This is a genomic window from Acinetobacter sp. WCHAc060025 (assembly GCF_004209355.1).
GTDB classification, from domain to species: Bacteria; Pseudomonadota; Gammaproteobacteria; order Pseudomonadales; family Moraxellaceae; genus Acinetobacter; species Acinetobacter wuhouensis.
In genome coordinates this window covers 229,475-254,737 of record NZ_SGSX01000002.1, presented here as the reverse complement: position 1 = coordinate 254,737, position 25,263 = coordinate 229,475, and the positions used below count along the sequence as shown (strand labels likewise).

Sequence of the window (25,263 nt, the reverse complement as noted above, 5' to 3'; positions counted from 1 at the left end):
AAATGAAACCTGAAATAAAAAATCGTGCGGATTACCCTTTTCTCTTCCCGATTCAAACCCGCTGGGCAGATAACGATATTTATGGACATGTGAATAACGTGACTTATTATAGTTATTTCGATACTGCTGCAAATGTTCTACTCATTCAAAAAGCAGGCTTTGATATTCATCACTCACCAATTATCGGTTTAGTGGTCAATTCATCATGTAATTTCTTAGAAGAACTGACTTATCCAGAAATCATTGAAGTTGGTGTTGCAATTGCAAAAATCGGAAACTCTTCACTGACTTACGATCTCGCCATTTTCAAACAAGGAAAAGGTGAAGCATCTGCACAAGGTCAATTTGTCCATGTGTTTGTAGAACGTACAACTAAAAAAAGCACCTCTATTCCACAAGAAATGCGAGATGCTTTAAAAAATTATTTAATCAAATAAATAATACATCAATAAAGATGCCTGACTAAGTACAGGCTTTTTTATGACTTCATCTCAATATCAAGCAGACTCAATTACTTCAGTTGTATATTTTCCAACTGACCTTCAAATGCTTCCATTAAACTTTTCACAATAGGCTCTTGATGAAGCATTTCAGATGCACGATCAAATGCACGAACCTTCCGCTCACGTTGCATCATAAACGGCGTAATTGTCTCAACTTCACCATATTGCACATTAAATACGGTACTTGACCATTGTTGTTTCAGTGATGCCTCAAGATCATGTTGAGTCTGGTTGAGTAAGTTCTCATATTGTTTTGAAGTTTGAAACGTAGATTGACCATTTATCGTACCGATCATCAAACCATGTTGCGCCAATTCTTGCACAGCAGGAGAAAGCGAACTATTTCTAAACCAATATTCCCACTTATCCACCGTCCACTCACCTTCAAGAATTTGAGGCTGTAAGCTTAAAATTTCTTGTGGCGTTTGATGATGACTCGATTGAACTACATGTGTTGTAGTGACTTGAGTCTGAGTGCTTTCATGTTGTGAATGATCTTGCTGAACTGTTTGAGCATGTTTCTGAACAGCATTTTCAACAACTACACTTGAATCAGCAATTTCACGATCAGACTCAGGCGCTAAAAAGAAAACATCTTGAGTTTGATCCGGCACCACAGGTTGAGGTGATATTTCACCACCAAATAAAGTCAAACTTGGTTCTGCCGCTTCAACTTGCACGACTTGCTGTATCTGCTGTGTTTCGGAATTAACAATAACACTTTGAACGTCCGCAACAATCTGTTCATTTTCCGATTGTTCTAAATGCTGAATATTTTCATTCTGTACATTCGTAAATTGATCATTTGAATTTTCAACTTCTTCATCCAAATAATCATCACTACTTAGCTCATGATCAGTAACAGGTTGCTGCGACAATTCATCTTCTGCTTCTTCTAAGTTTGGATCAAAAGATGATGAGTCTTGTAATTGAACCTCTTGAACTGGTAATGCTTGCACCGCTTCACGATTTAACGGTGCGCTATTTAAAGATGAGCTATTTTCAATAACAACATTTGATTCAATTTGCTGAGAAACTTGCTGTTGCGAAACCACAACTTCATTGACTTGAATTGGTCGAAATGCCAATAAACGCAACACCGTCATTTCAAAACCTTGCTCTTGTGTAACAGCAAGTTGCAATTCAGCACGACCTTTACATGCGATTTGGTAATACAATTGTAAGTCCTGAGCGGAAACCAATTGCGATAAAGCCATAATTTTTTGATTAATCTCAGCACTATATTTCAAACTTAAATCAGGCAAATATTGCAACATTGCCAATTCATGCAAGGTTGAAATAAACTGATCTAAAACCAATGAAACATCTAAAGCTTGCTGTCTGAATTGCAACAATAATTGGCTTACACGTTCACGCTGATTTTGATGAATCGCTAAGATCAAATCATAAATAATGGTGCGATCAATCAACCCCAGCATTTCTTTAACATCTTGGTGATGAATTGCACCTTGACCATAAGCGATCGCTTGATCCGTCAAAGATAGTGCATCACGCAATGAACCTTGTGCAGATTCAGCAATTTGCCAAATCGCATCTTGTTCAGATTGAATTTCTTCTTTATTGAGAATATTGGTGAGGTGATGAGTAATTTCATCAACAGCAAGTGGACGTAAGGTAAATTGCAAACAACGTGAAATTACTGTGATCGGCAACTTTTGCGGATCTGTCGTTGCAAATAAAAATTTCACATGCTCAGGCGGTTCTTCCAATGTTTTTAACAAAGCATTGAATGAATGCGTTGACAGCATATGTACTTCATCAATCAGATAAACCTTGAAACGACCTTGCGTAGGAGCATAAGGTACGTTATCCAAGAGTTCACGAGTATCTTCAACTTTGGTACGTGAAGCAGCATCGATCTCGATCAAGTCAATGAAACGCCCTTCATTGACAGCTTTACAGGTTGCACACACTTCACACGGCGTAGAAGTCACACCAGTTTCGCAGTTTAAACATTTCGCCAAAATACGTGCAATTGTGGTCTTACCTACGCCACGTGTCCCCGTGAACAGATATGCATGATGTAAACGTCCACGATCTAAAGCACTGGTTAACGCACGTGATACGTGGTTTTGTCCAACCAATTCATTAAAGTTGCGTGGGCGATATTTACGTGCAAGTACCTGATACATGAAAGCTCCTCATTATAGCTATAAGGATACTGTTTTTTTGATGATTAGTGAATGAAGAACTATAGAGTTATTTCTTATGAGAGATAATTCGATCAATTTCTTCAAATTTGACGATTTTAATGATGTTGTGCTTTGCTGTTTGATTGAGAAGAATCGCCTTATCTTGAAAACTATCAACAATAATCCAATTCTCTTTATCTTTGTTTTTTAATATCGTAATTGGTGCAGATTCATTAAGCCTTTTCAATTTTGTATCTGCAACAAAACAAGTGGCAATTAAAGACATAAAAATCATAATGAAAATTACTATCTCTTTATCTTTTCTAATCTGATTATCTGAAAAAATAGTCAACATCCCCCCAACTAGCACTGAAATGAACAATAATTCACTAAAATAAATAACTTGACCTGAACTTTTAAAAATGATTCCGAATAACCACAGTATCACTGCATAAGCAAGCAATACAAAAAGAATTTTTCCAAGCTCATATTTTTTTTGATTTTTATTTATAAGCTGAGTGGTTTCTTTAATATTTTGATCTTTTACAATGACTTTTTTCTTCTTTACGTACTTATAAAATCTCACTGTTAATGCTTTATATTGATAAACAAAAAATGCATTAAAAAAAATGACAACACTCAGCGCTGTTATGACTTTTATAATATCCATAACATAAAATGTTGGTGACAAAACCGACATTACCCATATGGCATCTAATGAATAATAAAAGTATGTATTAGCTAACACAGATATTGTTAATGCTACAACTGACAAGATACCAAATAATTCTGAAATCGAAAATTCTTTTTTAATCATTCAATTGAAATCAATAGTTATTTTGAATCTTTTTAACACAACATCTATAAATCGTAAAGTGCCATATTTTTTACTACCATGTTGAAAAATCAAAAACATTATAGGAATGCCCGATTTTAAATTTCAGGCATCAACCCAAGCATTTAAACAACTGCTTAAAACCAGCCTTTACTACCTTTAACCAATCTATCTGCACAGCGCAAAGTTTCTTGAGTTAATCCCCATAGCCGATAATCCCCTGTAATCGAACCAATCGCAAAGTTGTGCGTATAAGCAAAGCTGAGTTTACGTTGCGGGTCACACCAAGCACCTGAACCATTATAACCAATATGCCCAAAGCCTTTTTTGGCACGTTTCCCCATCGTAATGACACGATGATAACCCAAACGCCACTTCATCGGGATTGGCATCACTCGATCACGTTTAATCGATTGGATCTGGCTTAACTCAGCGAAAATTTCGGGACGAATAAATACCTTACCGTCCCATTCACCTTTATTTGCCATCATCGCATAAATTTTCGCTAAACTATTTGAACTAAATACGCCATTGGCAGCAGGAATAATCGCTTGCAAACCTTGATCACTAAAAAAGCTAAAATCACGCATGCCTTTAGGCACCATCGCATCTAAAAAATCTTGCGGATTTTGCCCTGTCATTTCCGCCAATTTATCTGAGAAGGATGCTTTTTTTTGTTTGCTTTTAGGTTTTTTTGATTCCGCTTGGGCAGGTGCTGTACTTTGCTTTTTTGGAATTAATCGCGCAACACGAGACAACTCATGCTCAGGCACACCAAAATAAGCACCATCTAACTGTAAAGGTTCAACCAAATACGTTTGCATTAAATCTGTTAATGTTCGCCCCGTTGCTTTTTCTAATACACCACCCACCAACCAGCCAAAAGTAATGGCTTGATAGGCAATATCTTCACCGATTTCAAAGCGTGGTGTCGCCTGTTCCATAACATTCAGCATGTGTTGCCAATCCGCCATTTCAACAGCACTTTCAATGATATTACGAATATCATATAAACCACTTTGATGACTCAGAATATGACGTAAAGTCATTTTTTCCTTACCATTTTGCCCAAATTCAGGCCAATAATTTACAACAGGAAGATCATAATCAACCAAGCCCTCACTCACTAAAATATGTGCAAGTGTAGCCAAAATGCCTTTACCTGTGGAATAACAGACAGAAAGGGTTTGATCATTCCATTGTTCTGTTTGAGATTTTTTACCCGTATAAATATCGACAACTTTTTGACCTTGAAAATAAACGGTCAGTGCAGCACCACCATGCTCAATCCGACCATCCTGTAAACGACTAAATTGAGTTGCTAAATCTTGAAAACGCTCATCTACAACGCCTTGATAATTTTTGGTATTTGCAAAAATAATATCCGTTAAACCACTCATCGTCCTGCCCATTCTTATCAATTTTCGTTTACTTTTTTATTCCAAAAAAAAAGCCTAAATCATCTCGACTTAGGCTTCCTATACTATGGTAAATTATATTGCTTTGACTATACCTGAAACATGCGGTTTTTGTGATTTTTGATTACGGATCATGAAATCTGTAGTTTTTCCTGTTTCAGCAGTTAAAAATTCTACGGTTGATGGCAAATACATTGGTAGTTTAAAGAAAACATCGGCTTCATAAGCATCTGCCAAATTCAAACTTGCCAAGACACGTGCTTTACTCCACATTCCGTGAGCAATTGCTTGTTTAAAACCAAACGCTTTAGCCGTTACAGCATGAATATGAATCAAGTTGAAATCACCAGAAGTCATTGCATAACGACGACCTGTATTTTCAGAAACACTCCAAACTGCTTGTACTTGATAGTTTGGTTCTTTCATTTCTTTGGCTTTTTCAGTAACAGAGCCATCCGTCTTTTGGCGTGCAAGATAAGTCGTTAAACCTTCCATCACCACTTCATTACCCACTTTTGCTGTGGTAATAAAATCAAACTGCACACCTTTATCATGTGGCTTTAACTCGCCAAATTTACAAGACAAGGTCAACTGTTCATTTACACCCACTTTACGGGTTTGTTTGATTTGATTACGAATATGCACCAAACCTAAGATTGCAAATGGAAATGCTTCTGTTGTCATCATATGCATTTGCAAACTTTGCGATAAAACCGCTAAATAAATCGCAGGAATATATCCATTATTTTTAAAACCACACACTTCGTTGTAGGCTTTTAAATGTTTTTGATCGACTTTGAACGAATCCACCACATATTCAACTTGCGGTAGAACCTTTTCACCTTTCGGTTTTTTAAAAATCAAACCTTGTATTACTTTTGGATAAGCTAAATAAGGTTTTGGAAGTTGACTAAAATGGCGAGTATTCATACTAGACCTTTGAAATATTTTATCTTTATGACGTTTTCTCTCCTGAGCAATGGACTAAGGAGAAAACTGGAAAGGCGAAATGTATCGTAATTAAACTCCACCTCTCCCTAACCCTCTCCTTCAAGGAGAGGGAATAAAGCGACTGATCAAGCCCCTAACAAGCTTTGTCCGCATACACGTACAACGTTACCATTTAAACCTGTAGATGCTGTAGATGCAAATAATGCAATCGTTTCAGCAACATCGACTGGTAAACCGCCTTGGCTCATAGAGTTCATACGGCGACCTGCTTCACGGATTGCAAAAGGAATCGCAGCAGTCATTTGTGTTTCGATGAAACCAGGGGCAACAGCATTAATCGTAATACCATCTTTCAGCACTGGTGCAGTAAATTTAACTAAACCAATCACACCTGCTTTAGATGCTGCATAGTTAGTTTGACCTAAGTTCCCCGCGATACCTGAGATCGATGATACACAAACGATACGACCATTTGCATTCAAGCCATCATTTGACAATAAATAGTCATTAATACGTTCAGCAGCAGACAAGTTAATGTTGATCACAAGATCCCATAACTCAGGCTTCATATTTGCCAAAGTTTTATCACGTGTAATCCCTGCATTATGAACGATAATGTCTAAACCGCCTTGAGCCGCAGCAGCTGTTTTAATTTTCTCACCTGCATCCGCAGCAGTAATATCAATGGCTAATGTAGAACCACCGATTTCACCCGCAACACGATCAAGGTCAGCTTGTTGTGGCGGAACGTCTAAACAAATAACATGTGCGCCATCACGAGCCAATACATGTGCAATCGCTTCACCAATACCACGACTTGCACCTGTCACTAAAGCTGTTTTGCCAGCTAAAGGTTTTGCCCAATCAACATCGATAACATTGCCTTTAGATACACGAATCACTTGACCTGATACATAAGCAGAACGTGGAGAAATCGCAAAACGTAAAGTTGATTCTAAATTTTGACCTGCATCCGCATCCACAAGAATCAAATCGGCAGCGATACCTTTTTTAAACTCTTTACCAACTGATTTAACAAAACCTTCTAATGCACGTTGTGCAATTGCTTGCTTAATCGTTGGTGCAGTTTCTGGTGTTAAACCAATCACAATCACACGACCAGAAGTTGCAATTTGACGTGCAACTGGATTAAAGAATTTATAAAGTTCATCTAATTGTTCTGAGTTTTGAATACCAGAAGCGTCGAAAACCACTGCTTTGAATTTAGACTCTTTATCACCTTCGTTAAAAGCACCCACATTTAAACCAGACTTTGCAGCAGCTTGTTGTAGTTCTGCGTTATTTCCTGCATAGGTATTTGCATGGATATTACTGAGAACCTGTGCAATTTCACCTGAAAATTGGCTATTTGGTGCCGCACCAAATAAAACAGCGCCTTTTACAACAGGATTTGGCGACTCAAAGCGCTCTAATTGAATCGGTGATGGCAAACCTAAATTTTTAATGACAAATTTACCAATTGGAGATTTTGCAAATGCTTGGTATTGGTCAGACATGTTTCTTATCTCTCATCTAATTAATTGTATATGGAACCTAAGCGATCTTTTAACTTCAATGCAATCTCAGATACTTATCATACAAATGTTCCATAAGTTTCAGTTTAATAATACTTGAGTTGCAATAATGATGACTTGACCTGAAAGAATATGCAAATGTCATTATAGTCAATTCAGCCCATAGATGATTATGTTAATGTAACACTTAAGAAAATTGCGAACATGCTTGGAAAAGCCTTATGAGCAAAACAACTCAAGAAAATTCAAACGTTGAAAATACTGCGACAGAGACTGTGTCAAATACATCAAAACCTCGTGCCCGTACGAGTAAAAATGTTAACACAAACACTACAGCAGCGACTGCAACAAGTACGACAAAAAAACCAACTCGTACAACTACAACAGCGCCACGTAGTAAAGCAGCAACCACAACGGTTAAAAAAGTCACCTCTTCATCTTCTAAAACTCAAACTTCTGGTCAACAGGACAAAACTATGAGTCAAAATACTGTACGTCGCGTTGCAATCATCGGTGGTAACCGTATTCCTTTTGCACGTTCAAATGGTCCATATTTCAAAGCTTCTAACTCTGACATGCTCACAGCAGCATTAAACGGTCTAGTAGAACGTTTTAATTTACAAGGTCAGCGCTTAGGTGAAGTGGTAGCAGGTGCAGTATTGAAACACAGCCGTGACTTCAACATGACACGTGAATGTGTACTCAGCACTCAACTTGCACCTGAAACCCCTGCTTACGATATTCAACAAGCATGTGGTACGGGCTTACAAGCCGCTTTCCTTGTTGCGAATAAAATTGCATTGGGTCAAATCGAAGTCGGTGTTGCAGGTGGTGTAGATACAACTTCTGATGCACCGATTGCATTTGGTGATGGTTTACGTAAAGCTTTACTTGAACTTAACATCGCAAAAACAGGTAAAGATCGTTTAAAAGCATTAGCGAAAATCAATGTTAAAGATTTGATGGATGCACCAAAAAATGGTGAGCCACGTACTGGTTTGTCAATGGGTGATCACCAAGCAATCACAGCTTTAGAATGGGGTATTCCTCGTGAAGCACAAGATGAGCTTGCTGCATCTTCACACCAAAAAATGGCGAAAGCTTACGAAGAAGGTTTCTTTGAAGATCTAATTACGCCATTCTTAGGTTTAGAAAAAGACAATAACTTACGTCCAGATTCTTCTGTAGAAAAATTAGCAAAACTTAAGCCTGCTTTTGGTAAAGGTGATACTGCTACCATGACAGCGGGTAACTCTACTCCACTGACTGACGGTGCTTCTGTGGTACTTTTAGCATCTGAAGAATGGGCTAAAGCCAATGGTCATGAAGTTCTTGCTTATTTAACTTTCACTGAAACAGCTGCTGTAGACTTCCTTGGTAAGAAAGAAGGTTTATTGATGGCGCCTGCTTATGCAGTTCCACGTATGTTAGATCGCGCAGGCATCAAACTTCAAGATTTTGATTATTATGAAATTCATGAAGCTTTTGCATCACAAGTGCTTTCTACTTTGAAAGCTTGGGAAGATCCTAAGTTCTGTAAAGAACGTTTAGGTTTAGATGCACCATTGGGTTCAATCGATCGTAGCAAATTAAACGTAAAAGGTTCTTCTTTAGCTGCGGGTCACCCATTTGCTGCTACAGGTGGTCGTATCCTTGCTACTGCTGCAAAATTGATTAACCAAAAAGGTTCAGGTCGTGTATTAATTTCGATCTGTGCTGCGGGTGGTCAAGGTGTTACAGCAATTGTAGAAAAATAATTTTCCTGCAATCTATGTATGAAAAAAGCATCCTTTTTAAGGATGCTTTTTTATGTCGTTTAATTCTAGAAAATGATATTACTATGAAATATAATTTTTAAATTAAAAATATTATTCATAAATTTCAAAAAGATATAAGATAAAAATCTTCAATATAATTTGGTAGGTGTTTCGTAGGTTTAAAAAAAACCCTTCAACCAAGATACTCAATCTCAAGGTGATCAACACCTGATGGAATGATGAAATAACAATGGTAGAAGGAATCGCACCATGGCTTTTAAAAATATTGCAGATCAAACAAACGGTTTTTATATCCCTTGCGTATCACTTTTTGGACCTGGTTGTGCCAAAGAAGTTGGTGTAAAAGCGCAAAATTTAGGGGCGAAAAAAGCACTTATCGTCACTGATGCTGGCTTATTCAAATTCGGCGTTGCAGACATTATTGTCGACTATCTAAAAGAAGCAGGTGTAGACAGCCACGTTTTCCCTGGCGCAGAACCAAACCCAACGGACATTAACGTACACAACGGTGTAAATGCTTATAATGAAAATGGTTGCGACTTTATCGTATCTTTAGGTGGTGGTTCATCTCATGACTGTGCTAAAGGTATTGGCTTAGTCACAGCGGGTGGCGGTCATATCCGTGATTATGAAGGGATTGATCAAAGTAAAGTGCCAATGACACCGCTTGTTGCGATCAATACAACTGCGGGTACTGCATCAGAAATGACGCGCTTCTGTATCATCACTAACACTGATACTCATGTAAAAATGGCGATTGTTGACTGGCGCTGTACACCACTTGTTGCTATTGACGATCCTAAGTTAATGATTGCAAAACCTGCTGCATTAACTGCTGCAACAGGTATGGACGCATTAACTCACGCTGTTGAAGCTTATGTATCTACTGCTGCAAATCCAATCACAGATGCATGTGCTGAAAAAGCAATTAGCATGATCAGTGAATGGTTAAGCCCTGCTGTTGCGAATGGTGAAAACCTAGAAGCGCGTGATGCAATGGCATATGCACAGTATCTTGCTGGTATGGCATTTAACAACGCTTCATTGGGTTATGTCCATGCAATGGCGCACCAATTAGGTGGTTTCTACAACCTACCACACGGTGTATGTAATGCAATTTTATTACCGCACGTATGTGAATTTAACCTCATTGCATGTCCAGATCGCTATGCGAAAATTGCACAGCTAATGGGTGTAAACACAGATGGTTTAACTGTGACCGAGGCTGCATTTGCTGCTATCGAAGCGATCCGTGAACTTTCGGCATCAATCGGTATCCCAAGTGGCTTAGCTGAGCTTGGCGTGAAAGCTGAAGATCATGCTGTAATGACTTCAAATGCTCAAAAAGATGCTTGTATGTTGACCAACCCGCGTAAAGCAACGGATGCTCAAGTGATTGGTATCTTTGAAGCCGCGATGTAATCGTTACTCCCATTCAGTTTAAATTTTACTACTGTTTCACTTCTCTACTTTGGGGAATATCGCTTCGGTGATATTCCCTTTTTTTTATTTCAATTCTCAAATGACAACATATATTGTCAAAAATAAAAACTATGCTTATGATGCTTAAAACACTGTTAAAATAATTCAATACAGAGAATCTAAAAATGGCAAATAAGAAAATAATCGTCATTACAGGTGCAAATACAGGCATCGGGCTAGCAACTGCAGAAACTTTCGTCAAAGATGGGCATCATGTGATCATTGCATGTCGCAACCCTGCAAAAGCAAAGATTGCGCAACAGCAGTTACAATCCTTAAATAAAGGACAAGTTGATGTGATTGCTTTGGATTTAAATAGTCTCGAACAAGTTAATCAAGCCGCCAATGAAATCATTGCCAAATACGAAAAAATTGATGTTTTAGTGAATAATGCTGGCATGATGACACCCGAGCTAGAAGCCACAGTTGATGGTTATGAAAAGCAATTTGGCGTGAACTATCTCGGTCCTTTCCTCTGGACCATGAAACTGCTTCCTTTAGTTAAAAAAGCTGAACATGGTCGCGTGATCAATCTAGCGTCTATGATGCACGTTTTAGGTTCAATCAAACCAGAGCACTTTAAAGCCGATCACATCAAAAAATATAATGGCGTAATCAGTTATGGCAACAGTAAACTTGCCAACCTTTTATTCAGTAATGCTTTAGCCAAACAGCTTGAAGGGACAAATGTCACCAGTAATGCGCTACATCCCGGTGGTGTAGATTCAGAAATCTATCGTGAACTACCGAAATGGCAATATGCTATTATCAAACTTGGATTGATTCCACCAACAAAACCTGCTGAACTGATTAAGAAAATCGCTTTTGATCCGAAATGGGCAAAACGCAATGGTGATTATGTGAGTTTGCAAACGCCTGCTTTTAAATCCGCAAAGGCAAAGAACAAACAACTTGCACAACAACTTTATGATCAGTCTTTACAAATGGTCAGCACGTACCTTTAATTTTTATAAATTAACTTTCATATTCACAGGGAAATCAAATGACTACAGCACAATTGAAGTATCAACCTGATATACTTGGCTCAGGTTATGAACAATTAACCATCAACCTCCCTGATGACTATGAGGGTAAAGTCACAGCAACCTTGGTACGTAAAAAGGCATCGCAAACAACAAACAAAGCCGTGTTATATATCCATGGATTTATTGATTATTTCTTTCAAACAGAAATGGCAGAACAATTTAACCAACATGGTTATGACTTTTATGCACTCGATCTGAGAAAATACGGTCGCTCATATTTACCACATCAAAAATATTATTATGTGCTGAACTTGAATGAATATGATGCTGAAATTACCCAAGCTTTAGAGATCATTGGACAAGAAGGTCATAACAGTGTGCTTTTATCTGGGCACTCTACAGGTGGTTTAATTACAACACTCTATGCTGCACACTATCCAAATCACCCATTGATCAAAGCACTGTGGTGTAATAGTCCATTTTATGATTTTAATATGCCTGCATGGAAGAAAAAACTTGCTTTGCCACGTCTAGCCGCACTAGGTAGACATTTACCAAAACTAAAATTCCCAAGTGAGTTGAATAAGTGGTATGTACCAAGCCTGCATCAAAAATTTCATGGTGAATGGAATTTTGATTTAAATTGGAAAAAGAATTCCTATCCTTTCGCCTACCTCAGTTTCGTTCATGCTATTTTTGAAGCACAGAAAGAAATCCATGCAGGTGCACAAGTGAATGTTCCCACCTTAATTATGCATTCACATAAAACCAGTTATCCTAAAAAATTCAATCAGGATGCTCAAACAACTGACGTTATTTTAGAAGTTAAAGACATTGTTAAATATGGAAATAAATTACAAGGTGATGTCAATGTCATGACAATTCAAAATGGATTGCATGATTTAGTATTATCTGCGCCAGATGTGCGCGCAAAAGTTTATGCTTCTCTTTTCCAATGGCTAGAACAAAAAGAAATCTAAACCATTTCTATAAGCTATTTTAATTGAAACAACCTTTCGGCTGCTGCGCATCACTGTTCATCTTTATATTTAAGCAGAACTTGATGTGCAGGATGCCCTTCAGGTGTTAACTCAATCAATCGCTCAACTGCATCAATCGCTTCTGGAAAATGCGCAAGATGTTTCAACAATACATCCGTTTCATTGGCTTTAAAGATCGCTTCACTTAAACGTGACTCTAAACAATCGCGCCAAGCACATAAGAATGGACTTTCTGTTTTTGCTAAAAATACGCCTTTACACAGTTTTAAAGCAGATTCGGTATAACCTGAATCCAATGCATTTTCCGCTTGTAAAAAATCAGCCTCAACATGTGCCAATAAACGATATGGGCGAGAGCCTAACATTCCCCCTAAAATATCGCGTAATTGCGACATTTCAGCTTTTAGAGTCCCCACACTCACCTTTCGCTCACCATAAAGTGATTGATGTAAATTTTCTAAATTCATGCCCTGAGGACATAAAGCGAGAATGGTCAGAATTTCAATTTGGCGTGGTGTGAGTACGACAATTTTGCCATTAAATAAAACTTGCGGAACTGCAAAAGCACGGATAAATAAATGTTGTTGCTGATATTCCAATAATGCTGACTGGATAATCGAAGCACAGCGCTCTGCGGCTAACAGCCCTAGACTATTGTGATTATTCCATGTGGTTGAAAGATCAATCACACCCAGTACTTGTTTTGAATAAGGATCAATGATGGGAGAGGCATAACAAACCCAATCATGCACAGACGACATGAAATGTTCACTGGAAAATACACAGCTTGATTGTTGGGTTTTCAATGATAAAGCCAGTGCATTGGTTCCAACCAAATCTTCACGCCACTGCCCGCCAGCTACGAAATGAACACGTTCTGCAGCACTACGCATTTGCCCACTGGCTGCCGACCAAATAATGGTACTACCGATATCACCGACAGCAGCAACCATGGAAGACTGTTCTGCAATATGTCTAAGTTCATCACCACAATGTTCTATGGCTTTTTCAAGTACTGATTTACGCTCTGCTTTGACATTCATCAGCGGCGCAGCATCTCGATCTTTAGGAATCGCAGCAGATTTTGAACGTTGCCATGAACTTGCGATGCTTTGACCGAGCTGATCTGCATGTTTTAAAGACAAACTGCTACTTTGGCGTAATTGCTCAATTAGATTTCGCTTATGGGTTAACTCTTTCTGGCTCAACATACGCTACATTCCTATGTAAATTGGCTAAATTTCCCAAATCCTTTCTTCTTTATTTTTTTATTCCAGTAACTATGTTTATAAATTACTTTATCACACTAACACAACTCCCTTAGCCCTCGTCAACACAACTACTACCAAAGCGTTAGAATAAGGCTAAAATTTATTTTTCCACTGGCTTTTTCGACCAACAAGAAAACATTGTCAAAGATTAAAGCATAGCCCAAATCCTCTTAAATTTTCATCCAACCTTTCTCCTACCTTTGCCTCTCTATGCTCAATTCATCATGTAAAGAATGACTTTCGTCATACATGCAATTTTAAACATCATGCCTATTTCATTCAGTGCATGAAAATAAGTAAAGGGATATTCTTATGCGTTATGTAGATCCAAACCAACCTGGTTCAAAAGTACAATTCAAAGCTCAATATGAAAACTTTATTGATGGAAAATGGGTTCCACCTTTAAAAGGTGAATATTTTGATAATATTTCTCCAGTAGATGGTAAAGCATTTACCAAAGTTCCTCGTTCTTCTGCAGAAGACATTGAACTTGCTCTTGATGCTGCGCATAAAGCAAAAGCGAGCTGGAACAGTTCTTCTCCGACCACTCGTTCAAATATTTTATTAAAAATTGCAGATCGCCTAGAAGAAAATCTTGAACTTCTTGCAGTTGCTGAAACTTGGGACAATGGTAAACCTGTCCGCGAAACGCTCGCAGCAGATATTCCGCTTGCGATTGATCATTTCCGTTATTTTGCTGGCTGTATCCGTGCGCAAGAAGGCGGCATTTCTGAGATTGATGAAGATACGATTGCTTACCATTTCCATGAGCCTTTGGGTGTAGTGGGTCAAATCATTCCTTGGAACTTCCCGATTTTAATGGCGACATGGAAACTTGCACCAGCTTTGGCTGCAGGTAACTGTATTGTCTTGAAACCTGCTGAGCAAACGCCTGCAAGTATTTTAGTTCTCGTTGAATTGATTCAAGATTTACTCCCAGCTGGCGTACTGAACGTAGTCAATGGTTTTGGTATCGAAGTAGGTCGTCCACTTGCTACAAATCCGCGTATTGCAAAGATTGCATTTACTGGTTCAACTGCGGTTGGTCAGCAAATCATGCAATATGCGACTGAAAACATCATTCCTGTAACGTTGGAACTTGGCGGTAAATCTCCAAACATCTTCTTTGAAGATATCATGGACAAAGATGATGAATTCCTAGACAAAGCGCTTGAAGGTTTTGCAATGTTTGCATTAAACCAAGGTGAAATTTGTACTTGCCCATCACGTGCATTGGTTCAAGAAAGCATTGCTGACAAATTCCTGGAAATGGCGGTTGAGCGTGTAAAACGTATTAAAACTGGTCATCCTCTAGATACAGATACCATGATCGGTGCACAAGCATCTCAAGAGCAACAAGACAAAATCTTGGGTTGTATCGCTACAGGTCGTGCGGAAGGTGCGCAAGTGCTTACAGGCGGTGGCGATCGTCATGAAGTGGGCGAGGGTTTCTATATCGAACCGACCATTTTCAAAGGCAATAACAGCATGAAAATTTTCCAAGAAGAAATTTTTGGACCTGTTTTATCTGTTGCAACATTCAAAGACTATGATGAAGCAATCAAAATCGCCAATGATACGATTTATGGTTTAGGTGCAGGTGTTTGGTCACGTTCAGCACATACGTCTTATCGCGCAGGACGTGCGATTCAAGCGGGTCGCGTTTGGACAAACTGTTACCACATCTACCCTGCTCATGCTGCCTTCGGTGGTTATAAGAAGTCAGGTATTGGTCGTGAAAACCACAAAATGATGCTTGATCATTATCAACAAACTAAAAACTTACTTGTAAGCTACTCAACTAAAGCAATGGGCTTCTTCTAAGTTTTAAATTTGAATTTTGTGTGATTTAAAGCGAACTTCGGTTCGCTTTATTTTTTATGTCGCGAATTAAAAACAGATGTTACACACTTTAAAAACTATGCGCCTTTCAAACTGTTTTAGAGCATACTCGGCGGAGTCTTACGTCGAAAGTTTTAATTTCAGGGTTAGCCTGCGGCTCGCCCTACTTTTTTTTCGGAAAAAGTAGGCAAAACCATTGTCATTCGCAAAACTCGTCAATTACCATCTTTTGATTGATATATCGAGGAAACATTAACTTACAGATGTAGTCCTGCCTCAAACAGTTGCGAATGACGTTACCGTGTATCCAATTTTATTGAGAAACAAAAAGTGTTTTAACTTACTGCATAACATTTTTAAAATAAAACTTAAACCTTCTGCGCAATCTCAATAAACGCCTTCACAATCGGACTGATCTGTTTTTTATTCTTTACTGCCAAACCGATTGAACGCTTAATATTCGGTGATAAAGGCAATTTCTGCACATTGGGAAATAACGTCATCAATTCCTGATTCAATGCCATATCAGCCACAATTGAAACCCCTGCATGATTATTCACCATATTGATAATGGTTAAAATCTGCGAGAAATGACACTTAATTTTAGGGCTTAAATTGGCTTTTCGAAACATTTCAGTAACATGACTTTGACTGCCTGCTGAAGTCATTAAAAATGGATGCTCGACCAATTCCTGTAAACTCACGGCACTTTGTTTAGCAAGTTCATAAGATTTTGGAATCAAAGCCACAAAAATATCATTTATCACAGAAAAGGTATCAAAGCGCTCATCAGGCAACACCACAAAACCGACATCAATACTGCGCTCCTGAATCCATTGTGCAATATCTTTGTCTGTACCCTCTTTGATGAATACTTCAATATTGGGATATTCAGCGCTAAATTTTTCTAAAATCAAAGGAATCAGTACATTGGATGAAGATGCACCAAAAGAACCAATACGCAATGTACCCGAATGAAAACCATGAATATCCGAAATTTCTTGTTTTAATTGATTGGAAATATTAAGAATTTCCTGCACATGCAACAACAGACGAGCGCCCGCTTCAGTGAGTTCTACTTCGTTATGATCACGATGGAATAAGGTCACTGCCCAATCTTGTTCCAAACTTTTAATTGCATGAGAAATCGCAGATTGCGAAATTTGCAAATGATGTGCCACGACTGTAAAACTTTTCTGCTCTGCCAAAAGTGCAAAAATACTTAATTGGGTAAAAGTCATGCACACATTTCTCATGAGTAAAAACTCATTTTACCATAAAGTATTATTAGGAATATCCTATATTCAAATTCAGCTATCAATTGTCACAAATGAATTGTTTCAGCCCAATTCAGTAAGGATCAGGCACCGCACATGTTACAAATGATCAATATTCTATTTTCACCGATTGCACTGATTGCCTTGGGATTCTATCTATTCCAATCACGTACTTTGGATGAAAAATTTTGGAATGGTGCTGAAAAGCTGAATTATTATGTACTGTTTCCCTCATTGCTGTTCAGTTCGTTGGCGAGTGCCAATATGCACATGGGACACCTCGACAGCATTTTGATGGTGATCTTTGCAATGATGGCGATAATCATTGTCAGTACCTATATTTTTGCTAAACTGAATAAAAGCCCAGATGCACATTTCGGGGTATATATCCAGAGTCTGATTCGGTTTAATACTTATATTGGGCTTTCGATTGCAACCACACTACCCACCCCTGAAATTAGAAGTATATTGGTCAATATTTTGGCAATCGCCATTCCTTTTGTAAATGTAGTGTCCATTCTTTCACTGACACCGAAAAATCAATTAAATATCAAAAATATTGCGATTTCATTGATCAATAACCCTTTGATCAGCTCGTGCATACTTGGCATAGCTTTTAACTTTTTACAGATTCCAATTTGGACGGGTTTTCAAAGTCTGCTACAGGCTTTTTCCAACAGTAGCTTAATGTTAGGTTTGCTTTGTGTAGGTACAGCGATTCAACTCAAAGGCATACAAGCGTATTTCAAAACAGCATTCATCATTAGTTTTGTAAGATTGTGCATCATTCCAATCACGACATTTATTGTATTGCAGTTTTTTGATCTGAATTACGCAGCTGTCATCGCGATCATGATTTTCTTTTCGATTCCAACAGCTTCTGCAGCCTATATCTTAACTAAACTTTTAAATGGCGATTATCAGCTAATGGCTGCTGTGATCAGCTTACAAACCATATTATCTGTGGTGACTTTGGTGATCATGTTGGCTTTGCTTCAAAGTTATTATTTTTAAAACTGATTCCGCAGCTTACTCATTCATACACATGATAAATTAATATTGTTATCGAAAATTTTAGATTCAAAGCATATCCAAAAGAATATCGGAAGTTCCTTCTCCCTTTGGGAGAAGGCTAGGATGAGGGTTTTTAAATACTATTCCACTGCTTGCAATGCATGCTCAACAAAATGTAAATGATCAACACCCCAAAACATTTCATCCCCCACAAACCAAGTTGGCGCACCGAAAACACCTCGTTCAATCGCTTCTTCAGTCACTTGTTTAAGCTGATTTTTAACTTGATCATCGGCAAGCCAAGCCTGTACCAAATCAATATCAAGTTCCAATGATTGAGCCAATACAACCAATTCGCTCATATCATTTAAATTTTTAGGCTGCCCAAACATTGCATCAAATAAACCCTGCAACACTTTTTGAAAATTTTCAGGCTGATACAGTTGCACGGCTGTAATCAAACGCATCAGGTTCAAGGTATTAATCGGGAAATATGGATTCATTTGCACAGGAATATGCCAAAGTTTTGACCATCTACCCAAATCAATCATGGAATAACGTGCTTTCGCAGGAACAGCCATTGGACTGCTGTTTCCTGTTGCCTTAAAAACACCGCCCAATAGCATCGGTTTCCAGATAATTTCAGCCTGATACTGCTTTGCAATCTGCTGAATACGGTAAAAACCCACATAACTATATGGACTACCAAAATCAAAATAGAATTCCACTTGTTTCATTTTTTATTCATTCCTTTATGAATTAATTTCAATCATTTAAATAACCTATTATTAATAAGTCATTTTCATTGCATCTACCATCAGCGGTGCTATCGCGTTCGGCGACATGGATGTCGCCTCGTTAGACTGGGGTAAAAGGACTTACCCTCAGTCTAACAAAGGATTTTTGTTTCTTTTCATCCTTGAAAAGAAAGGTATCGCCTACACAAATTATCCTAAATTTTTCAATAAAATATGGGGCTGTACCAAATTAAAATGGAGAATACTTGTTTGTAAATAACTAATAATTTTATTATTTTAGTTATGTTTTAAATCTATTGATCCATTTAAATGCTTACCATTTTTCAATCCACGGACGTAAATCCAATTCATGCGTCCATGCATCACGAGGTTGTTGCGCAATATGCCAATAATTTTCCGCAATATGCTCAGGATTTAAAATACCATCCTGATCTTTCTTCTCATACAAATGCGGAAACGTATTTTTAATAAAATCAGTATCAATCGCGCCATCCACCACTACATGCGCCACATGAATATTTTGAGGACCAAGCTCACGTGCCATACTCTGAGCCAAAGCACGAAGCGCATGTTTCGCCCCAGCAAATGCTGCAAAATAAGCAGATCCGCGCATACCGGCTGTTGCACCTGTAAAGATGATTGTACCTCGTTGACGCGTCACCATTCGTTTAGCCACTTCACGTCCAACAAGGAATGCCGCAAAACATGCCATTTCCCAAATCTTAAAATATTTACGTGCTGTTTCTTCTAAAATACTGCACGGTACATTCGCACCGATATTAAAAACTAAAACATCAATTTCTCCAATATTCGCTTCAATCTCTTCAATCAGTTGAATAACCTCTTCCTCCTTTCGTGCATCGGATGCAAAACCATAAGCGACACCGCCAAAGCCTTCAATTTCTTGAATTAAAGGCTGTAGCTTATCTGCATTACGGCGCGTCATACAAGTAATATAGCCACCTTGTGCAAAGCGTTTTGCAATTGCTCCACCTGTGGCATCCCCCGCACCAATGACGAGTGCCACTTTATTTCCCTGCTGTTTTAATTCATTCATTATTGTGCTCACTTTAAACGAACATTGCGGTCGTTAAATTATTCATCCATAAAATAACGATCGTTATCATAACGATTACTATGTTATAATTCCCCAACATCGTCAAGCTTAATTTATAATCAAATAATTTAAGTTAATGACAATAATTATATTTATTCCGTTGAATATGTGAGATAGCACAATGCGTTATAAATCAGGCTATAAAGCTGAGAAACGTCAAGAGTTATTGGACATCAGTGGTCAAATTGCCAAAAAAAATGGCTTTAGTGCCACAGGTGTAGACAGTTTTATGAAAGCTGCAGGTGTGACCAGCGGTGCTTTTTATTCTCACTTTTCATCTAAATCTGATTTATTCAAAGCTTTGATTGAAAATGAATTACAACACAGTTTTCAAATGTGGCAAGACAATCCGCATCAAGACAATGCTGAAGCGTGGATGGACTTTGAACTCAATCGCTACCTGTCAATTTCTCATGTAGATCGTCCTGATCATGGCTGTGTATTGCCGACGTTAGCCAGTGAAATTGCTCGTGCGGAGATTGACATAAAACAAGTGTATCAAGCTGAACTGCTCCGTGGTCAGCACCTTTTTATGAAACATTTGGGCAGTGAAGAAAAAGCATGGGCAGTCATGTGCCAATTGGTCGGAGCAATACTGATGGCACGTAGCATGGCGGATGAATCGGTTAAATTGATGATTTTAGAATCAAGCAAACAGTGTATTAAAGCCATGTTGCAAAAGGCATCATAATTTTTATATTTAAGCTCACTATAAACTGCTATAAATACGCCATGTTCTTTATAAAACAGCATAAATCATGACTGCTCCAACATCCGCTTTGCCTAAAACGATCTATGCAATTCAACATTTAGCTTTTGAAGATTTGGGTATTATTGAAGATACCTTTTATGAACACGATTATCGGGTTCGCTACTTTGAGGCAGGCATTGATGATTTAAAGAAAGCCTTTGAATTTGAGGGCTTGGTGATTATTTTGGGTGGTCCGATTGGGGTTTATGAAACCGAAGACTATCCATTTTTAAATGATGAAATTGCCTATTTAAAACAACGTTTAGCAAAAAACTTACCCACGATTGGGATTTGTTTGGGTGCACAACTGATTGCCCATGCTTTGGGGGCGAAAGTTTATGCAGGACACCAAAAAGAAATTGGTTGGAGTCCATTAACGCTCTCCACTGCGGAGAAAAATCCATTAAAACCAATCGAAAATATCAGTGTCTTACATTGGCATGGCGATACTTTTGATCTTCCTAAACAAGCTGAGTTATTAGCAAGTTCTGATATTTATCCAAATCAAGCATTTAGAGTTGGACAGAATATTTTAGCGCTGCAATTCCATGTCGAAGTGGCTGCTGACAGTATGGAAAAATGGCTCATTGGTCATACGTGTGAATTACGCAAAGCTGAAATCAATATCCCTCAACTACGCCTTGCGAATGAAAAATATGCGCCTATTTTAGAAAGCAAATCTCCGCAGGTTTTAGCGAACTTTATGAACCAATTCAGCTTTTAATTTTTTTATAAAAAAAGCACTCAAATTGAGTGCTTTCTTTTAAAGATCTGTTTTACAAAATTATTTTGCTACAGAAGCTTCAGTTGTGATGTTTACAGTGATTTTATCACCTACGTTAGGCACATAAGCACCTACACCAAATGCAGAACGATCAAATGAAGTCGTTGCATTGAAACCTACTGTTTCTGCTTTAGTCATTGGGTGCGCACCTGTTTTGTTTAAAACAGCATCTAAAACAACAGGTTTAGTCACATCTTTCACAGTTAAATTACCTGTGATTTTGTATTTGTTTTTACCTAAAGCTTGAACTTTAGTACTTTTAAAAGTGATGTTTGGATATTTTTCAGCATCAAAGAAATCAGCTGTTTTTAAGTGCTCATCCAAAGCTTTAACGTTTGTATTTAAGCTTGATAATGGAATCGTTACATTCACAGAAGAATCAGCAGGTTTAGCTGTATCTACAGAAATCGTTCCTTGGATATCGCTAAAGTTTGCAGACGGTGTAGAAAAACCAAAGTGATTCCAAGTAAATACAGTTGCTGTATGCGTAGGATCAATTTTGTAGTCTACTGGTTTAGCGACAGTAAAAGTTGCTACAGAAGCGATCGCCAAGCCTAGTGTTAATGATTTAAAGTTCATGTTCTTAATCTCTCTTTGGAATGATTGCTATTCTATACACTTCACATTTTAATTCACTGTTATTGCTAATACGTTATGTTGCATATATGCAACGATTCTGCACCCTGAATCACCTCAGGTTTTAAACCTATGTTTTCACATAAAATACTGACAATATAAATAAACAAGAAGCAGAATTAAACTTAAGTCAGAAAATAGATCAAGAAATTACACTAGAGTTTTCATCTAATTTTCGTTATCTATAGTATTAAATATTCTATTTGGTAAATTTGAATGGTTCATTCCGCACAAGCGCTCAGCATCCAAACACCGTATCGTGTCACACTTAGCAATCCACAAGGTCATACGTGGTATGCCGATGAACCTTTGGATAAAGGTGGTAAAGATACCGCACCAAATCCGATGCAAATTTTACTCTCGGCTTTAGGCGCATGTACTACGGTGACTTTAGAAATGTATGCCAACCACAAAGGCATTCAACTCGACCATGTGCAAGTTGATTTGGCTTTGAATCCTGAGGGTGATCCCGAAGCTGGTCATAACAATATCGTGAGAAAAATCACCTTAAAAGGTCAATTCACGGAAGATCAACACAAACGCCTATTAAAAGTCGCTGAAAGTTGCCCTGTTCACAAATTATTAACCTCAAATATTCAAATCCAGTCTGAATTAATTGTTGAATAATTGAAAACTTAAGCCAATTATCAACATATTATTCAGCACTGAATAATTGAGTTTACATTCGGTTTAAACTGACAATATCAAGACGTTTAATTCAATTGCCAGTTTAAATCAGACCATCACATTTGAACAAAAGCACCCTCATTTTAGGCGATATTTACATAAAATAGTTTGTTAAAAAATAACCCGCTACAACACCAATAAATGAATACAACACCATGATAAAGAAGACAAAACTAGTTTTATTTTTCTTTCTTAAAAACTTCATCATATTGAAGGTCTCACATTTCAAAAATAAAAAGATATTTTAGTATAACTGCCCTGCAATGCGTAGATGCACTTCTTCACAAAGAAACTATAACAGATGTGGAAACTCGCAGCATATCTGTTATACACATTTTAGCTGTAAGCAATCTTAAGTAAGTTCATTATTTCTGTTCAAACAATGTAGCGCAAACGTTATCAATCAAGATATTGTCATTAATTATCAATAGAATAACCACATTTGACAATATAAGAGGTTTTTACTTTTGGAAAAGTTTGCTTTTATCCAAAACATTCAAGATTGGTCTGATCAATATCCTTGGTTAGAAATGCTCACTTCACTGGGGATCCTGATTGGTTTCGCTTTATTGGCAAACTTTGTTGCTAAACAAGTTGTTGTGCGTGGCATCCGAAAGCTGATTGAAAAATTAAATTTCGCCAATAGCGACATTTTATCTCAGCATAGTGTCATTCGCCGCATTGCCAATATTGTTCCCGCCATTGTGATCATTAATGGGATTGTCACTGTTCCACATTTATCAGAAAAAATGATTTCTATGGTACAAATGCTTGGTCAAGCCTTTATTTTTGTAACCATTGCGTTGGCAATCAGTGAATTTCTCAGTATTTTCAATTTAGTCTATCAAAAAAATCCTAAGTCTCGTAATAAGCCAATCAAAGGATATTTACAGTTAGTCAAACTGATCATTTATATCGTTTGTGGCTTATTGATTTTGGGCACATTCCTGAAAAAAGATGTATTCAGTTTACTTGCAGGCTTTGGTGCAATGGCTGCGGTATTGATGTTGGTATTTCAAAATACCATTTTATCACTTGTAGCCTCAGTTCAAATCTCATCTTATGACATGGTACGCATTGGTGATTGGATCGAAATGCCTTCTTTAAATGCTGATGGCGATGTGATCGATATGTCACTTCATACCATTACCGTGCAAAATTTTGATAAGACTTTTACCACCATTCCCACCAATAAATTGGTCACGGATACGTTTAAAAATTGGCGTGGGATGAAACAAGTTGGCGCGAGACGTATTAAGCGTTCTATTTTTATTGATCAGAATAGTGTGCATTTTTTAAGTGCGCAGGAGCAAAATAAATTTAAATCATTTTTATTGCTGGATACTTATCTGAATGAAAAACAAAATGAACTGAAAGCGTTTAATCAGCAATTCTTAAATGATGCAATGCTTAACCAGCGACGTTTAACCAATATTGGTACCTTTCGTGCTTATGTGACTGCTTATTTGAAACAACATTCGGGTATTTCACAAACGCAAACTGTCATGGTGCGTCAAATGCAACCGACCAGTGAGGGTTTACCTTTGGAAATTTATGCATTTGCTAACACCACGATTTGGGGTGATTATGAGATGATTCAATCTGATATTTTTGATCATCTGATGGCGATCTTACCTGAATTTGGTTTGAAAATTTATCAAGCACCGTCTGGCTCTGATTTGCAAGCGATGTTTCAGCAAAATCATGTTGTGAATCACGATCAGCATTTTTCGTCTTAATAAATAACCTGTGTTCGAAGTGGATTTTCACCAACTTTCGATACGCGGAATCGTCCTTCGCAATTGTTTGAGGCAGGACTAAACCTACAGGTTAATGTTTTTGCGATAATTTTGATATGTTTCGGTATGTGTCGAGTTCTGCGAAGGACAATGGTTTTGGTTACTTTTGCCGAAACAAAAGTAACTCCAACCGAAGGTTAATCCCCGATATATGAACAAAAACAATGAGACTCCGTCACAATGAACTTTATATAAATTATTAAAATAACGTATCAAACTCACATTAAATATTCAATTCATTGCACTTAGTTTGGGTGCAATGAGGGTTTCGTTATTCTAATTTTAAATTTTTTATTACACATAAAACTAAAGCCCCTTTCGGGGCTTTTCAATCTTATAGCTTCTCAACCAAAATACGGTCAATTTGCTTTAAACCAGTTTGCTTTTCATGGTTCTTACGACGAATTTTAATCAACTTGTCTTCTTGAAAATCCTGAAGTAACAACTCTACAGCAACCATTGATTCAAGTGGTAAATCTTGTCCGATCCACTTTTGCTCACCTGCATCCATTAAAGTGATTTCGTCACTAATTTGCTCATAAAGGCTCATATTTTCCTCACTTATGGAATTTAATCCATCATATCTCATGAAAACGAAATGACGCAGGACACTATATACCTTTTAATAAAAACTGCCAGCTCTTTCCTCTCTATTTCAGCATCATCATATAAGCTTTTAAATTAA

At 37.7% G+C, this 25,263-nt stretch carries 22 protein-coding genes; 11 read left to right on the top strand and 11 right to left on the bottom strand.

The window, feature by feature from the left end; translation table 11 throughout:
* Window positions 1–2: 2 nt before the first annotated feature.
* Window positions 3–437 carry an acyl-CoA thioesterase gene (locus tag EXE09_RS02805; RefSeq protein WP_130116271.1) on the top strand — a complete coding sequence of 145 codons (435 nt, stop codon included), beginning with the start codon at window positions 3–5 and terminating at the stop codon, window positions 435–437.
* A gap of 74 nt (window positions 438–511) precedes the next feature.
* Here the strand turns inward: EXE09_RS02805 and dnaX are convergent, their stop codons facing one another.
* From dnaX to EXE09_RS02780, 5 genes are all read right to left on the bottom strand, one after another.
* Window positions 512–2,656 carry a DNA polymerase III subunit gamma/tau gene (gene dnaX / locus EXE09_RS02800; protein ID WP_130116270.1) on the bottom strand — a complete coding sequence of 715 codons (2,145 nt, stop codon included), beginning with the start codon at window positions 2,654–2,656 and terminating at the stop codon, window positions 512–514.
* 67 nt (window positions 2,657–2,723) lie between these two features.
* Window positions 2,724–3,473, bottom strand: coding sequence for a hypothetical protein (locus tag EXE09_RS02795; RefSeq protein ID WP_087554194.1), 750 nt, complete (start codon window positions 3,471–3,473; stop codon window positions 2,724–2,726).
* Between the two features lie 155 nt (window positions 3,474–3,628).
* Window positions 3,629–4,891, bottom strand: coding sequence for a serine hydrolase domain-containing protein (locus EXE09_RS02790; protein WP_130116269.1), 1,263 nt, complete (start codon window positions 4,889–4,891; stop codon window positions 3,629–3,631).
* 93 nt (window positions 4,892–4,984) lie between these two features.
* Window positions 4,985–5,839: a MaoC family dehydratase gene (locus EXE09_RS02785; RefSeq protein ID WP_130116268.1), complete on the bottom strand. Its 855-nt coding sequence runs from the start codon at window positions 5,837–5,839 to the stop codon at window positions 4,985–4,987.
* Window positions 5,840–5,985: 146 nt separating this feature from the next.
* Window positions 5,986–7,377: a 3-oxoacyl-ACP reductase gene (locus tag EXE09_RS02780; RefSeq protein ID WP_130116267.1), complete on the bottom strand. Its 1,392-nt coding sequence runs from the start codon at window positions 7,375–7,377 to the stop codon at window positions 5,986–5,988.
* Window positions 7,378–7,616: 239 nt separating this feature from the next.
* Between EXE09_RS02780 and EXE09_RS02775 the strand changes: the two genes are divergently transcribed.
* From EXE09_RS02775 to EXE09_RS02760, 4 genes are all read left to right on the top strand, one after another.
* Window positions 7,617–9,152, top strand: coding sequence for an acetyl-CoA C-acetyltransferase (locus EXE09_RS02775; RefSeq protein WP_130116266.1), 1,536 nt, complete (start codon window positions 7,617–7,619; stop codon window positions 9,150–9,152).
* Between the two features lie 270 nt (window positions 9,153–9,422).
* Window positions 9,423–10,595, top strand: a complete 1,173-nt coding sequence (gene mdh, locus EXE09_RS02770; protein ID WP_068976142.1) for an iron-dependent methanol dehydrogenase — start codon at window positions 9,423–9,425, stop codon at window positions 10,593–10,595.
* A 185-nt stretch (window positions 10,596–10,780) separates the two neighbouring features.
* Entirely contained in the window at window positions 10,781–11,620 is an 840-nt protein-coding gene (locus EXE09_RS02765) for an SDR family oxidoreductase (protein ID WP_130116265.1), read from the top strand.
* 38 nt (window positions 11,621–11,658) lie between these two features.
* Entirely contained in the window at window positions 11,659–12,621 is a 963-nt protein-coding gene (locus EXE09_RS02760; RefSeq protein ID WP_130116264.1) for an alpha/beta hydrolase, read from the top strand.
* A gap of 50 nt (window positions 12,622–12,671) precedes the next feature.
* Here EXE09_RS02760 and EXE09_RS02755 read toward each other — a convergent pair whose 3' ends face one another.
* Entirely contained in the window at window positions 12,672–13,853 is a 1,182-nt protein-coding gene (locus tag EXE09_RS02755) for a transcriptional regulator (protein WP_068976145.1), read from the bottom strand.
* A 372-nt stretch (window positions 13,854–14,225) separates the two neighbouring features.
* Here EXE09_RS02755 and EXE09_RS02750 point away from each other — a divergent pair, with 372 nt between their 5' ends.
* Window positions 14,226–15,737: an aldehyde dehydrogenase family protein gene (locus EXE09_RS02750; protein ID WP_068976146.1), complete on the top strand. Its 1,512-nt coding sequence runs from the start codon at window positions 14,226–14,228 to the stop codon at window positions 15,735–15,737.
* Window positions 15,738–16,123: 386 nt separating this feature from the next.
* Here EXE09_RS02750 and EXE09_RS02745 read toward each other — a convergent pair whose 3' ends face one another.
* The gene (locus EXE09_RS02745) at window positions 16,124–16,996 is read right to left on the bottom strand and encodes a LysR family transcriptional regulator (RefSeq protein ID WP_130116263.1); all 873 of its coding nucleotides are present in this window, start codon (window positions 16,994–16,996) and stop codon (window positions 16,124–16,126) included.
* A 132-nt stretch (window positions 16,997–17,128) separates the two neighbouring features.
* Between EXE09_RS02745 and EXE09_RS02740 the strand changes: the two genes are divergently transcribed.
* On the top strand, window positions 17,129–18,046 hold the full coding sequence (locus EXE09_RS02740; RefSeq protein WP_130116262.1) for an AEC family transporter: 918 nt from the start codon (window positions 17,129–17,131) through the stop codon (window positions 18,044–18,046).
* A 140-nt stretch (window positions 18,047–18,186) separates the two neighbouring features.
* On the opposite strand, the gene EXE09_RS02735 is transcribed toward EXE09_RS02740, so the two are convergent.
* Complete coding sequence (locus EXE09_RS02735) at window positions 18,187–18,783, bottom strand: 2-hydroxychromene-2-carboxylate isomerase (RefSeq protein WP_130116261.1); 597 nt, start codon at window positions 18,781–18,783, stop codon at window positions 18,187–18,189.
* A gap of 334 nt (window positions 18,784–19,117) precedes the next feature.
* A complete protein-coding gene (locus tag EXE09_RS02730) occupies window positions 19,118–19,861 on the bottom strand; it encodes an SDR family oxidoreductase (protein ID WP_130116260.1) in 744 nt (247 codons plus the stop codon).
* Window positions 19,862–20,042: 181 nt separating this feature from the next.
* Between EXE09_RS02730 and EXE09_RS02725 the strand changes: the two genes are divergently transcribed.
* Window positions 20,043–20,612: a TetR/AcrR family transcriptional regulator gene (locus EXE09_RS02725; RefSeq protein WP_130116259.1), complete on the top strand. Its 570-nt coding sequence runs from the start codon at window positions 20,043–20,045 to the stop codon at window positions 20,610–20,612.
* A 67-nt stretch (window positions 20,613–20,679) separates the two neighbouring features.
* Window positions 20,680–21,396 carry a glutamine amidotransferase gene (locus EXE09_RS02720; RefSeq protein WP_130116258.1) on the top strand — a complete coding sequence of 239 codons (717 nt, stop codon included), beginning with the start codon at window positions 20,680–20,682 and terminating at the stop codon, window positions 21,394–21,396.
* 60 nt (window positions 21,397–21,456) lie between these two features.
* Here EXE09_RS02720 and EXE09_RS02715 read toward each other — a convergent pair whose 3' ends face one another.
* Complete coding sequence (locus EXE09_RS02715; protein ID WP_068976153.1) at window positions 21,457–22,035, bottom strand: YceI family protein; 579 nt, start codon at window positions 22,033–22,035, stop codon at window positions 21,457–21,459.
* Window positions 22,036–22,308: 273 nt separating this feature from the next.
* On the opposite strand from EXE09_RS02715, the gene EXE09_RS02710 reads away from it, so the two are divergent.
* Together EXE09_RS02710 and EXE09_RS02705 are read left to right on the top strand one after the other, a co-directional pair.
* Window positions 22,309–22,719, top strand: a complete 411-nt coding sequence (locus tag EXE09_RS02710; protein WP_068976154.1) for an OsmC family protein — start codon at window positions 22,309–22,311, stop codon at window positions 22,717–22,719.
* A 527-nt stretch (window positions 22,720–23,246) separates the two neighbouring features.
* Complete coding sequence (locus EXE09_RS02705; RefSeq protein WP_130116257.1) at window positions 23,247–24,518, top strand: mechanosensitive ion channel family protein; 1,272 nt, start codon at window positions 23,247–23,249, stop codon at window positions 24,516–24,518.
* 394 nt (window positions 24,519–24,912) lie between these two features.
* Here EXE09_RS02705 and EXE09_RS02700 read toward each other — a convergent pair whose 3' ends face one another.
* Entirely contained in the window at window positions 24,913–25,128 is a 216-nt protein-coding gene (locus tag EXE09_RS02700; RefSeq protein WP_068976156.1) for a hypothetical protein, read from the bottom strand.
* Window positions 25,129–25,263: the final 135 nt, after the last annotated feature.